Source organism: Paracoccus sp. TD-10 (assembly GCF_048270675.1).
In the GTDB taxonomy this organism is placed as follows: domain Bacteria; phylum Pseudomonadota; class Alphaproteobacteria; order Rhodobacterales; family Rhodobacteraceae; genus Paracoccus; species Paracoccus pantotrophus.
Map to the genome: position 1 here is coordinate 1,033,589 of NZ_CP182418.1, position 12,843 is coordinate 1,046,431.

The 12,843-nt window shown below is 70.2% G+C and carries 9 protein-coding genes and 1 tRNA gene; 8 read left to right on the forward strand and 2 right to left on the reverse strand.

From position 1 onward, the window contains the following. The first annotated feature begins 37 nt into the window (after positions 1-37). From ACNKFW_RS05095 to zapE, 8 genes are all read left to right on the forward strand, one after another. Positions 38-712, forward strand: coding sequence for a uroporphyrinogen-III synthase (locus ACNKFW_RS05095; RefSeq protein ID WP_024845009.1), 675 nt, complete (start codon positions 38-40; stop codon positions 710-712). A gap of 127 nt (positions 713-839) precedes the next feature. Further along, positions 840-2,321, forward strand: coding sequence for a hypothetical protein (locus ACNKFW_RS05100; RefSeq protein ID WP_024845008.1), 1,482 nt, complete (start codon positions 840-842; stop codon positions 2,319-2,321). A gap of 10 nt (positions 2,322-2,331) precedes the next feature. Further along, positions 2,332-4,098, forward strand: a complete 1,767-nt coding sequence (locus tag ACNKFW_RS05105) for a heme biosynthesis protein HemY (protein WP_024845007.1) — start codon at positions 2,332-2,334, stop codon at positions 4,096-4,098. 51 nt (positions 4,099-4,149) lie between these two features. Continuing rightward, positions 4,150-4,225 (forward strand) — tRNA-Thr (locus ACNKFW_RS05110). A 178-nt stretch (positions 4,226-4,403) separates the two neighbouring features. Beyond that, complete coding sequence (locus tag ACNKFW_RS05115; RefSeq protein ID WP_024845096.1) at positions 4,404-5,918, forward strand: hypothetical protein; 1,515 nt, start codon at positions 4,404-4,406, stop codon at positions 5,916-5,918. Positions 5,919-6,110: 192 nt separating this feature from the next. After that, a complete protein-coding gene (locus tag ACNKFW_RS05120; protein ID WP_024845097.1) occupies positions 6,111-7,421 on the forward strand; it encodes an MFS transporter in 1,311 nt (436 codons plus the stop codon). Positions 7,422-8,104: 683 nt separating this feature from the next. Further along, positions 8,105-8,710: a DUF6778 family protein gene (locus tag ACNKFW_RS05125; protein WP_418024794.1), complete on the forward strand. Its 606-nt coding sequence runs from the start codon at positions 8,105-8,107 to the stop codon at positions 8,708-8,710. A 71-nt stretch (positions 8,711-8,781) separates the two neighbouring features. Further along, positions 8,782-9,885, forward strand: coding sequence for a cell division protein ZapE (gene zapE, locus ACNKFW_RS05130; RefSeq protein ID WP_024845099.1), 1,104 nt, complete (start codon positions 8,782-8,784; stop codon positions 9,883-9,885). A gap of 1 nt (position 9,886) precedes the next feature. On the opposite strand, the gene ACNKFW_RS05135 is transcribed toward zapE, so the two are convergent. Continuing rightward, positions 9,887-11,380 (reverse strand): PLP-dependent aminotransferase family protein, encoded by a 1,494-nt coding sequence (locus ACNKFW_RS05135; protein WP_024845100.1) that lies wholly within the window; start codon positions 11,378-11,380, stop codon positions 9,887-9,889. Between the two features lie 75 nt (positions 11,381-11,455). Continuing rightward, positions 11,456-12,835 (reverse strand): hypotaurine--pyruvate aminotransferase Tpa, encoded by a 1,380-nt coding sequence (gene tpa / locus ACNKFW_RS05140; protein WP_147427750.1) that lies wholly within the window; start codon positions 12,833-12,835, stop codon positions 11,456-11,458. Positions 12,836-12,843 lie beyond the last annotated feature (8 nt).

Here is a 12,843-nt window from a genome sequence, read left to right on the forward strand (position 1 = left end):
GGCAGATGCGAAGTAACATCTTGTCAGGCCGATTGCCATGCCGCCGAACCCCGCGCCCATCCTGCTTCTGACCCGACCCGAGCCGGCCTCGCGGCGATTTGCCGCAGAGGTCGCGCCGCTTGGGCTGGAGGTGCTGATCTCGCCCGTGCTGCGCATCCGTCCAGTCGTGCATGACGCGGCGCGGCTGGCCGCGGCGCAGGGGCTGGTCTTCACCTCGGTCAACGCGGTGCCGGCGGCGGGGGCGGGACGCGGCCGGCCGGCGATCTGCGTCGGCCCCGCTACGGCCGAGGCGGCGCAGGCGGCGGGTTTCGACGTGACCGAAGGGCCGGGCGACGCGGCGCGGATGCTGCCGATGCTGGACGGGCTGGGCGAGGGCTGGCTGCATCCGCACGGCGCCCATGTCGCCAAGGTGCTGCCGGTGCCGGGCATGGTGGTCTATGACCAGTTGCCCGAACCGCTGAATGCCGTGGCGCTGGCGGCGCTGGCGGGGCGCGCGCCGGTGATCCTGCCGCTGTTCTCGCCCCGCTCGGCGCGGCTGCTCTCGGGCCAGGCGGCGGGCGCGCGGGCGCCCTTGTGGCTGGCGCCGATCAGCCCGGCGGCGCGGGATGCCTGGCAGGGTCCGGCAGCGCGCTGCGTGCCGGCGCCGACCCCGGACGCCGAGGGGGTGCTTCGCGCCATCCAGCGGCTGCTGGCCGCGGAACAATCCACATGAGGGCGGTTGAGGCGCCACGCACCGCCGACTAGACTGCCGGCTGGAGCCAATCATGATTGCGGGCGGCAGGGGCGGGCCTCGCCCCATGCCAGCCGGGCCGCGATGCGAAAGGGAACGGGGAAGAATTGTGAAGAAGCCAGAAACCAATTCCAGCGAGAACAAGGCAAGCCCCGGAAAAGACGGCAAGAAGAAGGCGGTTTCGGGCTCGGTCATCGACAGCCGCCCGGTCGGTTCCGGTGAAGGTGCCCAGGCCGCAAAGCCCGAGCCCAAGCCGCAGATCGAATCAAGGCTGGTCGGCACCGGCCCCGGTCCCGAAGCCGCCGCGCCCAAGCCGGACGCGGGCCGGTCCGCTGCCGGCGAGGCGGTTGCCGAATCGAAGCCCCCTTCATCCCAGGCTGCGACCGAAGCGAAGCATGGCGGCGTGCCGCCGGTCGCCAGGCCGGAGGCTGTGCCGATCCCGCCCCAGCCGGCCAAGGTCGAGACCCGCGTGGTCGAGGTGCGCAAGGCCGGTTTCATGCCGACCTTCCTGGGCGGCGTCGTCGCCGCCGGCCTGGGTGCTGCCGCAGCCTGGTGGGCGATCCCGCATCTGCCGCCAGCCTGGCAGCCGCTCGGTGCCGACCCGGCCCCGACCGAGGCGCAGATCGCCGCTGCCCGCGAGGCGGCCGTCGAGGCGGCGCGCGAAGAGATCCAGACCCAGGCCGACGCCTTTGCCAACCGCGCCTCCGAGGCGGGTGCGGATGCGGCACGACAGGCGCTGGCCGATGTCGAGGCGCGGGGCGGCGATGCCGAGGCGTTGCAGGCGCAGCAGGAAAAGCTGGCCGCGCTGGAAAAGACCCTGGCCGATCTGGCCGCGCGGCCCGTGGTGGCGCCCGTGGTCTCGGGCGAGGGCAGCGACGGGCTGCAGCAGGTGCTGAACGAATTGACCGCGCGACTGGCGGCGCAGCAGAACCGCATCGATGCGCTGGCCGCGCGGCCCGACGCGCAGGCGGCGGCAGGGCAGGTCCAGGAACTGACCGCCCAGGCCGAGGCGCTGCAAGCCCGCATCACCGCCGCGGCGGATGAGGCCGAAAAGCGCATCGCTGCCGCCCAGGCGCAGGCATCCGTGCTGCAGGAGACGGCCGAGGCGGCGAACCGCCGCGCCCAGGCGGCCAAGGCCGCCGCCGCGCTGCAGGCCGCGATCGAGACCGGCGGCCCCCGCGATCAGGCGCTGGCCGATCTGCGCGCCGCCGGGGTCGAGCCGCCGGCCGCGCTGACCGGCGATATCCCGACGCTGGCCCAGTTGCGCGCGGGCTTTCCCGCCGCCGCGCGCGAGGCACTGGCCGCCGCGCGCCAGGAGGCGCCGCAGGACGGCGCGCTGGGGGCGATCGGGAATTTCCTGCGCGTGCAGACCGGCGCCCGCTCGGTCGAACCGCGCGAAGGCAGCGATCCCGATGCCGTGCTGTCGCGCGCCGATGCCGCGGTGAATGCCGGCGACATCAAGGGCGCGCTGGCCGAGATCGCCGCCCTGCCGCAATCGGCCCAGGCGGCGATGGCCGACTGGACTGCCGGGGCCCAGGCCTGGGTCGAAGCCAATGCCGCGCTGGCCGCTTTGGCCGCGGGCAGCATGTAAGGGGCGCGCCATGCTGCTTTCGGCACTGAAAATCCTGATCTTTTTCGCCATCGTGCTGGTTTTGACGCTGGGTGCGATGCAGCTTTCGGAAACCGGCCAGGGCTTGAGCATGGTCTATGGCGGCACCGAATACACGCTGGGTCCGGTGCAACTGGTGATCGCGGCGCTGGTCGTCGTGCTGCTGGGCTGGATCACCGTGCGGCTGCTGGGGCTGCTTCTGGCCTTCCTGCGCTTCCTTCTGGGCGACGAGACGGCGATCAATCGCTATTTCGCCCGCTCGCGCGAGCGCAAGGGCTATGATGCGCTGTCCGAGGGCATGCTGGCCGTCGCCTCGGGCGAGGGCAAGCTTGCGCAGGACAAGGCCGCCAAGGCGGCCAAGCTTCTGGACAAGCCGCATGTCACCGACCTTCTGGCCGCCCAGGCGGCCGAGGTGGCGGGCGACCGCCGCAAGGCCGGCGAGGTCTATCGCCGGCTGCTGTCGGATCCGCGCACGCGCTTTGTCGGCATCCGCGGGCTGATGCGCCAGAAACTGGATGAAGGCGATACGGCTACCGCGTTGAAACTGGCCGAGAAAGCCTATGCGCTGAAGCCGAAGCACGCCGAGTTGCAGGACACGCTCTTGCAACTGCAGACCCGCGAGGGCGACTGGAAGGGCGCGCGCGCCGTGCTCAAGGACAAGCGCCAGCAGGGCCAGCTGCCCAAGGACGTGCATGTCCGCCGCGACGCGGTCCTGGCGCTGAAGGAGGCCTCCGAGGTGCTGGCGCATGGCAATTCGATCAGCGCCCGCGAGGCGGCGATTTCCGCCAACCGCGCCAGCCCCGACCTGATCCCGGCCGCGGTGCTGGCGGCGCGCAGCTATATCGCGCAGAACGATCCGCGCAACGCCAGCCGGGTGCTGCAAAAGACCTGGAGCGTGCGCCCGCATCCCTCGGTCGCCGCGGCCTATGCCGAGATCGTGCCGGATGAAAAGCCGGCCGCGCGGCTGCGCCGCTTCGAGGATCTGATGCGGCAGAACCCGGATGACGAGGAAACCCGGCTGCTGCGTGCCGAACTGCTGCTGGCGGCCGAGGATTTCCCCGGCGCCCGCCGCGCGCTCGGCAATCTGGCAGAGAAGCATCCCACGGTGCGTTCGCTGTCGATCCTGGCCGCCGTGGAACGGGGTGAGGGTTCGGACGACGCGGTGGTGCGCGGCATCCTGGCGCGGGCGCTGGTTGCCAGCCGCGGCCCGCAATGGGTCTGCGACAAGTGCCACAATGTCATGGCCGATTGGTCGCCGACCTGCGACAGCTGCGGCGGTTTCGACACGCTGACATGGCGTGAGCCCGACACCCCCGCTTGGGGCGCCACCGCCCCGAACGGGGTCGAGATGCTGCCGCTGCTGGTGGGCACGGCGCATGGCACGGCAGCGGGAACCGCGGCGGCCGAGCCGAGCGCCCCGGCCGCCGCGGATCCTGCGGTTGCCGCCGGCCCCGCCGGCATGGGCGGTCCGCAACCCGAGCCGCGCAAGCCGCCGGAGACGACCGGCCCGGTCGAGATCGCGGATGTTTCGCCCGGCATGGTGCCGCGCGAATCGGATTATCGCCGCGTCTCTCCGGCTGCGGCCGCATCCGAGCCGGCGATGACCGTCACCGATCCCGAACCGGTGCTGGCCGCGCCGTCTGCGCCCGAACCCGCAGGCCGGCCGGCGCTTGACGAACCGGGCGATCTGCTGCCCGTGCGCCCCGATGTCGAGCCGATCGACGAGGAGGAAGTGAAGATGGCGGGGAAAAATCGCTGACCCCCCTTTTCGCCCGCGCCGGAACCTGCTATCCGGCGCGGCACATGAGAGGCCGGTGTAGCTCAGCTGGTAGAGCACGTCATTCGTAATGATGGGGTCGGGGGTTCGAGTCCCTTCACCGGCACCAGAAATCCCAGGGAAATCGACGCATTGCGCTGGTTTCCCTGGGATTTTTGCGTTTCCGTCCCGTTTTCGGCCCCGTTCGTCCGGCACGCCCCCTGGCCCGGCCGTTGCACCCGGCCGCGGCGCAACGCCCTTTCCCTTCCCCGATAATGCGTGGCGATTTCGGATGAGGAGAGGGTGAGATGCCGAACAAGGCCACGGTCAGGGGCGTTTTGATGGATGCGACGCTTGCGCCGATCGCTTCGGGCAAGATCGTCGCGACGCTTCAGGGCTCGGACATATTCGACGGCGGGCTGCGGGTGGTGACGCAGCAGGTCGAGGCGACGACGGATGCGCAGGGCGGCTGGTCGCTGGATCTGATCGTGAACGGCGAGGGCGAGCGGGCGGGCACGACCTGGACGATCACGGGCTACAACCAATATGTGGCCAAGGTGTTCGAGGCGAAATCGCTGTTTTTGGCCTCGGCGCTGGCGACGACGCTGGGCGATCTGGAGCGGAGCAGCGCGCCGAACCTGCGGGCCGCGCGCGAGGGCAACGCGGCGCGGCTGATCAGCGTCCCGGATTACGACCGCTACCTGGCCCTGCCCGAAAGCCAGAGGCGGCCGAACGACCTGCTGGTCGTGGACGGGCGGGAAGCGGCGCCGGTGATCCATGGCACCATCGAGCGCAGCCTGTTCCAGGGGGTGCAGCAGGTCTATCTGGGCGGCGAGCCGGCGGCCTTGCTGGAGGCGAGCGGCGCAGTGCTGATCGAAGCGCAATCCTCCGTCCCTGCGGCGGCCCCGACGATCACCCGCCAGCCCGCGTTGCTGCCCGAAGGGGCGGGGCTGGGCGACAGCATCACCCTGGACCTGGGCGCGGCGGAGGGCGCGCCGCCGCCAGTCGCGGAATGGGATCTGACGCTGGGCGAAAGCTCGATTCGCGACCAGGTCGACCCGGACCAACTGAGCATGGACCTGTCCGAGCCCGGCGAATATGCGCTGGCCGTCAACTGGAGCAATGCCTCGGGCACGGCCGCCGCCGCCCCGGCGCTGCTGACGGTCGCCGAGCCGGGGGCGCCGGGCCTGGATTACGCGCGGGCGGCGGGGTATTTTCACGCCGGTTCCGTGTTTTCCGGCACGGCCGAGGCCGTCTCGGGGGTGGCGAACGGCGGCAATGGCGGCTGGGACCTTGCGCGGGTCGGCTCGGGACAGGCTATCGCCATGACGCCCGCGGGCATCCGCTTCGACGGCGGCAGCTTCCTGCAGGCCTCGGGGATATCGACCAGCGGCATCGGCGGGATGTTCCTCGTCCTGCGCGTGGCGATCGAGCATCACAACTCCGGGGTGGCGCAGCTTTTCGCGACCAATCCCGCCGGCGGCCCCGTCTCGATCACCAGCAACAAGGGCAAGCTGCAAGCCTATTACCACGACGGGGAAACCTCGCGCGTGGTCAATCTCGGCGGGGCACCCGCCACGCCCGAGGCCTTCGTGATCGGGATCGAGATCGACAATGCGGCGCAGACGGTGCGCGCCTATACGCGGGGGGGAAGCATCGCGACCTTCAGCGTGCCAGGCATTCCGGGCGTGGAATACGGGACCGTCGCCATCGGCCAGAGGCTGCACGGCACGCTGACGCGCGCGGCGCTGTTCGGCCGCCCGGCGGGCGGCAGCTTTGCCGCCAGCTTCGAGCAGGTGATCGAGGATTTCCTGTCCGCCTGACGGCCCCGCAGCCCTGCCCGTTCTGCCAGCGGTCGCCCTGCCGGGGCGGCCTTTTTCATGCCTGCTTTTCATGCCTGTGCGGCCAGCCCCGCATCGCCTTGCGCAAAACCGCTTGTCGGCGGGCGTTTCCCTGTGGGACATGGCGGTGATCGCTGCAAGACCGCGGCGCAGGCGTCAAGGCGGAGAAGACCCATGAACCTGACCATCGACGAGGCGCTGGCCCAGGGCGGCGCGGGCCGTTTCCAGCAGCGGCTGCTGGGCATCTTCGGCCTGGTCTGGGCGGCGGATGCGATGCAGGTCATCGCCATAGGCTTCACCGCCGCCTCGATCGCGACGAGCTTCGGGCTGACCGTGCCGCAGGCCTTGCAGACCGGCACGCTGTTCTTCCTGGGCATGTTCGCGGGCGCGACGCTGTTCGGGCGCATCGCCGACCGGATCGGGCGGCGCAACGTGCTGCTTCTGACGGTGGGCTGCGACGCGGTCTTCGGCCTGGCCTCGGTCTTCGCGCCGGACATCTGGTCGCTGATGCTGCTGCGCTTCCTGACCGGCATGGCGGTCGGCGGCACGCTGCCCGTGGATTACGCCATGATGGCCGAGTTCCTGCCGCCGCGGAACCGCGGCCGCTGGCTGGTCTGGCTGGAGGGGTTCTGGGCCATCGGAACCATCGCCATCGCCCTGACCGCCTGGATCGCGCATCTGGCTGGTGCGGCCGAGCCCTGGCGCTGGATCTTTGCTGTGGCGGCGCTGCCGGCGCTGATCGGCATCTGGCTGCGGCTCTGGGTGCCGGAATCGCCGATGTACCTGCTGCGCAAGGGCGACGAGGCCGGCGCGCGAAGGGTGGTCGACCGGGTGCTGACCGCGAACGGCGCCCGCGCGCTGCCCCAGAGCACCCGCCTGACCGCGCCGCCCGTCACCGCCGAGGCGCGGCTTTTCGGCCCCGAGCTGCGCAACCGCAGCCTGGGCATCTTTGCCGCCTGGTTCCTGGTATCGCTGTCTTATTACGGCGTCTTCGTCTGGCTGCCGGCGGAACTGGCCAAGGGCGGTTTCGGCTTCGTGCGCGGCTATGGCTTCCTGGTGCTGATGGCGCTGGCGCAGCTGCCGGGCTATGCGCTGGCGGCGCATGGCGTGGAAAGCTGGGGCAGAAAACCCACCCTGCAGGTCTTCCTGCTGCTCAGCGCCGCGGGCTGCTTCCTTTTCACCGTTGCCGTCAGCCCCTGGCTGGTCGCCCTCGCGCTGCTGCTGATGAGCTTTGCGCTTCTGGGCACCTGGGGCGCGCTTTACGCCTATACGCCCGAGCTTTACCCGACCGGGCTGCGCGGCACCGGCATGGGCACGGCCAGCGCGGTGGCGCGGGTGGGCGGGCTGCTTGCGCCCTCGCTCATGGGCTATGTGGTGGCGCGCGGCTTCGGGGTCGCCATCGGCGTCTTCGCGGCGCTGCTGCTGCTGGCCGCCATCGGCACGCTGTTCATCCGGGCCGAGACCCGCAACCAGTCCATCGTCTAGAGCCGCGGCATCCGGCGCATCGGCATGCGGAACCGCGCGACATGGGCGAGGCAAGCCGCCCTGCGTCGTTTCGCCGCGCCTGGCTGAGTCCCGGCACCGGATGCGACATGCGGCCGGGCCCGCTGCGCGGCGCCAGGCGCCCATGCCGCTGTGCGGCGTGCCGCTGGCCGTGACACCGCCGCGCCAACGGCTCGTCGTCCTGGGGAAAGGGATAAGGGGCCGGCGGCCGCTGCGAAGCGGGGATGTGATCCACGACCCCGCGCGGTCTGTCGCAGGGGAATCGGCCGCCGGCCGGGGCCGCAGATCTCGGCGGACCCTCTGTGCCGATCACGATCGGCCGCGGCATCCGCGGCCGCCTGGGACCGGCGCTGTGTCGCCAGACGGGCGCCGCAGGTCCGGCCGGCGCCGAGCCGCTTGCCGATCATGGTCCTGTCCACCGCTTGTGCCGGCGGCGCATGAAGCTGAATCTCTTGCGGATTGAAAGAGAATGTCTATCCTTTGATCGGTTTGCGGGATTCTCCCCGTGGCCCGAGGGCGGGGCTAGCCTGCCAATTTGCGAAAGGCGCTTTTCTGATCCATCCCTTCTCTCCTGGTCATGATCATGCCCAAAGACCCTGGCGCAATTTCAACGGCCGGCCTGTCGGCGGCCTTCCATCCATTCGATTTTAACGAGGAACCACCCCATGTTGAAACCTGCGCTTCTGGTGCTTGGCCTGGCCCTTGGCCTTTCGGGCTGCGCGAGCACCTGGGAAACCGCTTACGAGCAACTTGAGCCGGCCCAGACCGCCGGCTGGCGCCTTGCCGCGGTCGAGGTCGCGGTGCCCGACACACTGACCACCACCGAGGCGAACAGCTATATGCCCAATGTCGACATCGTCTGGCATGGCGAGCCGGCGGGCGACCGGCGCGTCCAGGTGGCTGCCATCCTGAAGGAAGGCATCGAAAGGGGCGGGGCCGGGCTGAAGGGCAAGACGGGCGTGCGCATCGTCGCCACGCTTACCCGTTTCCATGCCATCACCCCGGTGGTGCGCGAGCGGCTGCAGAATTCCGGCGTGCATAGCATCCACTATACCGTGCAGGTCTTCGACGCCCGCAGCGGCGCCGCGCTGAGCCAGCCGCAACTGGTCAAGGTCGAGCTTCCCGCCCTTGTCGGCCGGGCCGGGGACGAGGCCGATGCCAAGGGCCAGACCCAGCGGGTGCAGATCGTGAACCAGATCGCCGCGGCGACGCAGAGCTGGCTGGGCCGCGGCCCCGATCCGCGCGGCAGTTTCCAGCGCCGCGGGCGCTGAACCCGACGAAATTCATGGGAATTGCCGGGCCGGCCCTTGCGGGCCGGTCCTTTCTTTGGCAGGGGGCGGATATGGCAAGCGTATCCGAACTTTACGAGGCCCGCGTGACGGCGGGGCGGCTGGAACCCGACGCGGCGCAGCGCGGCGTCCTGCCGGTGCTGGACCGGCTGGTGCGGGAATTGGCCGCGGCTCCTGTGCCAGCGCCGCAGAAGAATGGCTGGCTCGCGCGGTTGCGGGGCGGTGCCCCCGCGCCTGCGGCGGCCGCGGTGCGCGGGCTGTACCTGTGGGGCGGCGTCGGCCGCGGCAAGTCCATGCTGATGGACCTGGTGATGGAGGCGGCTCCCGTCGCGGCCAAGCGCCGGGTGCATTTCCACGAATTCATGCAGGAGATCCAGGCTGCGCTGGAAGGCGTGCGCAAGACCGGCCAGCAGGACGCCGTGCGCCCGGTCGCCAAGGCGGTGGCGCAGCAGGCGCGGCTCTTGTGCTTCGACGAGATGCAGATCACCGACATCGCCGATGCGATGATCGTCGGCCGGCTGTTCCAGGTGCTGTTCGAGGAAGGCGTGACCATCGTCACCACCTCGAACCGGGTGCCCGAGGATCTTTACAAGAATGGCCTTAACCGCCAGCTTTTCCTGCCCTTCATCGCGCTGATCCGCGAAAAGCTGGAGGTGGTGGAACTGGCCAGCGCCACCGACCACCGCCAGAACCGCGACGAGGGCGGGCAGGTCTGGTTCGTTCCCGCCGATGCGGCGGCGCGGGCGCAGATGGATGCGTTGTGGCAGGCCGAAACCGGCGGCGCGGCCGCCGCGCCCCTGCTGCTGGAGGTCAAGGGCCGCAAGGTCGAGATCCCGCGGCATGCCGGCCGCATCGGGCGCGCGGGCTTCTGGGATCTTTGCGGCAAGCCCCTGGGCCCGGCCGATTACCTGGCCATGGCCGAGGTGCTGGACCTGCTGTTCATCGACGCCATCCCCCGCCTGGGCCAGTCGAACTACAACGAGGCCAAGCGCTTCGTGACCCTGATCGACGCGCTCTACGAGGCCAGGGTGCGGCTGGTCGCCAGCGCCGCGGACGAGCCCGAGCAGCTTTACGCCGAGGGCGAGGGCGCCTTTGAGTTCGAGCGCACCGCCAGCCGGCTGCGCGAGATGCGCGACGCCGATTGGGGCAGGGGCTAGCCTAGCCCTCGGGCGCGGGTGGCAGCGCGTCTTGGCCCTGTTCGCGCAGGGCCTCGGCGATGCGGCGGATGCCTTCGGGGATACGCTCGGCCGAGATCGAGGAATAGGCGAGGCGAAAGAAGCCCCGCCCCCGCGCCGGCTGGGCGAAGAAGGCCGCGCCGCCCTCGATCAGAACCCCGCGCGCCTTGAGCCGGGTAGCAAGCGCCGAGGAATCCACCCCCTCGGGTGTCGCCAGCCAGAAGCTGGAACCCCCGGTCGCCTCGGGTGAGGCAAGCCGCAGCCCTTCGCGCGCGATGGCGGCCAGCATCACCTCGCGCCGCCGGGCATAGGCGCGGCGCATGCGGTTCGCCTGCGCGTCGTAATGGCCCAGCGACAGGAAATGCGCCAGCGTGCGCTGCATGTGGCCGGGCGGGTGGCGCAGCACCATGCCGCGCAGGGCGCGGGCCTCGGCGATGACGCGCGGATCGGCCACGACATAGCCCAGCCGCACGCCGGGAAAGACCGATTTCGAAAACGAGCCGATATAGATCACCGCCCCTGCGCGGTCGATGGCCTTGAGCGCCGGCGAGGGCGCGCCGGCGAAGGACATCTCGAATTCGTAATCGTCCTCGACCACGGCGAAGCCCTGCGCCTGGGCGCGCGCCAGCAGTTCCTTGCGCCGGGCCAGCGGCATGGTGGAATTGGTCGGGCATTGGTGGCTGGCGGTGGTGAAGACCGCCGCGACCCCGGGCGGGATGGCGTCGGGCGGCAGGCCGCGCGCATCGACGGGGACCGGCAGGATGCGGGCGCGGCTGGCCAGCAGGATCTCGCGCTGGCCGGGATAGGAGGGATCCTCGACCGCGCAGGAGGCGCCGGGGCGCAAGAGCACCTGCGCCACCAGCCACAGCGCGTTCTGCGCCCCCAGGGTCAGCAGGATTTCGTCGCGCCCGGCGCTGATGCCGCGCCGGGGCAGGATCTGGCGGGCGATATGGTCGACCAGTTCCGGGTCGTCGGCGTCGTAGAGATCGCCGGTCAGGCTGTCAAACTCGCGCCGGCCAAGCGCGCGCATGGCGCAGTCGCGCCAGGCGGCGTGGTCGACCAGCGCCGGATCGGCCTGGCCATAGACGAAGGGATAGGCAAAGCCGCGCCAGTCGCGCTCGCGATCGGTGCGTTGCGCGCGCACGAAGCGGCCCTCGATCTGGCTGTCCCAGTCAAAGCGCGGCGTGTCGGGCGCGGGCGGCTCGGCTTCCAGCCGCCGCTCGATGCTGTCCGAGATGTAATGGCCGGACCGGTCGCGGCTGGCCAGGTAATCGGTCGAGACGAGTTCGGCGAAGGCCTGCGCCACCGTCACCCGTGCCACGCCCAGGTGCCGGGCCAGGGCGCGGGTCGAGGGCAGTTTCTCGCCCGCGCGAAAGCGGCCGGCCGTTACCGCGGCGATGATCTGGCGCCGCAGCTGGACCTGCAAGGGCAGGCCGGCGGCATGGTCCAGGAAGAAGGCGTCGGGGGGAATCGGCATGGGGTGATCCGCGGCGGCTGGCGGGGTTCATCACTCCCCCGAATGCCGCCCCGGATCAAGGGTTCGGATCAAGGGTCAGGCAAAGACCTTGGTCAGGGCATTGTCGATGGCATCGGTGATGCGGTCGATGTCGTCGGCGGTCGCGATCAGCGCCGGCGACAGGCAGAGCGTGTTGTTGAAGCCCGGCAGCGAGCGGTTGGTCGCGCCGATGATGACGCCCTGCGCCAGGCATTCGGCGACCACGGCCTGCACCTTCTTCTCGTCCATCGGTTCCTTGCTGGCGCGGTCCGCGACCAGTTCGGCGCCGCAGAACAGGCCCTTGCCGCGCACGTCGCCGATGACCGCGTGCTTTTCCATCAGCGCGCGCAGGTTCGAAAGCGTGCGCTCGCCCATGGCGACGGTGTTGGCCAGCAGCCCCTCGTCCTCGATGATGCGCATGTTCTCGATCGCCGCCACCGGCCCCGAGGTGCAGCCGCCGAAGGTCGAGATGTCGCGGAAGAAGCTCATGCCGTCCTCGGGCGCGTCCTTGAACATCTCGAAGACGCGTTCGGTGGTGACGGTGCAGGAGATCGCGGCATAGCCCGAGGCGACGCCCTTGGCCATGGTCACGAAATCCGGCTGAATCCCGTATTGCTGATAGCCGAACCAGGTGCCGGTGCGGCCAAGCCCGCAGACCACCTCGTCGATATGCAGCAGGATGTCGTATTTGCGGCAGATTTCCTGCACGCGCTGCCAATAGCCCTCGGGGGGCGTGATGACGCCGCCGCCGGCCGTCACCGGCTCCAGCACGATGGCGCCGACGGTGTCGGGGCCCTCGCGCAGGATCACCTCCTCGATGGCGTCGGCGGCGCGCTCGCCGTAGTTTTCCACATCCCATTGCTTGCGGTATTCAAGGCAATGCGGCACGCGCACGAAGCCGTCGGGGAAGGGGCCATAGGCGATGGCGCGCTGGTCCTGGCCCGAGGTCGCGAGCGTGCCGATGGTGGTGCCGTGATAGTCGCGGTCGCGATAGAGGATCTTCCATTTCTTGCCGCCATGGTGGCGCGCCGCGATCTGGCGCACCATCTTGTAGACCTTCTCGTTCGCTTCGGAGCCGGAGTTCGAGTAATAGACCCGGGTCATGCCCGGCATCTTCTCGATCAGCTTCTGGGCAAAGATGGCGCCCGGCACGGTGCCGGCGGCGCCGGCGTAATAGTTCAGCTTGACCAGCTGGTCGCGGATCGCATCGGCGATGCTTTCGCGGCCATAGCCGACGTTCACGGTCCAGACGCCGCCCGAGACCGCATCGAGGAATTCGCGCCCGGTGGCATCCCACAGCCGCATGCCCTTGCCCTCGACGAAGACGCGCGGGTCGATGGTCTCATACTGCTTGTGCTGGCTCAGGTGGTGCCAGACATGGCTGCGGTCGGCCGCGACCACCTGGGACATGTCGTTGGGGTTCAGATCGAGCGTCATGGCCGGAC

Excerpts from the sequence above, each read along its gene's own strand:
- ACNKFW_RS05120 (WP_024845097.1), top strand. The coding sequence starts at position 6,111 with ATGAACCTGACCATCGACGAGGCGCTGGCCCAGGGCGGCGCGGGCCGT.
- ACNKFW_RS05105 (WP_024845007.1), top strand. The coding sequence starts at position 2,332 with ATGCTGCTTTCGGCACTGAAAATCCTGATCTTTTTCGCCATCGTGCTG.
- ACNKFW_RS05095 (WP_024845009.1), top strand. The coding sequence starts at position 38 with ATGCCGCCGAACCCCGCGCCCATCCTGCTTCTGACCCGACCCGAGCCG.
- ACNKFW_RS05115 (WP_024845096.1), top strand. The coding sequence starts at position 4,404 with ATGCCGAACAAGGCCACGGTCAGGGGCGTTTTGATGGATGCGACGCTT.
- ACNKFW_RS05135 (WP_024845100.1), bottom strand. The coding sequence starts at position 11,380 with ATGCCGATTCCCCCCGACGCCTTCTTCCTGGACCATGCCGCCGGCCTG.
- tpa (WP_147427750.1), bottom strand. The coding sequence starts at position 12,835 with ATGACGCTCGATCTGAACCCCAACGACATGTCCCAGGTGGTCGCGGCC.
- zapE (WP_024845099.1), top strand. The coding sequence starts at position 8,782 with ATGGCAAGCGTATCCGAACTTTACGAGGCCCGCGTGACGGCGGGGCGG.
- ACNKFW_RS05125 (WP_418024794.1), top strand. The coding sequence starts at position 8,105 with ATGTTGAAACCTGCGCTTCTGGTGCTTGGCCTGGCCCTTGGCCTTTCG.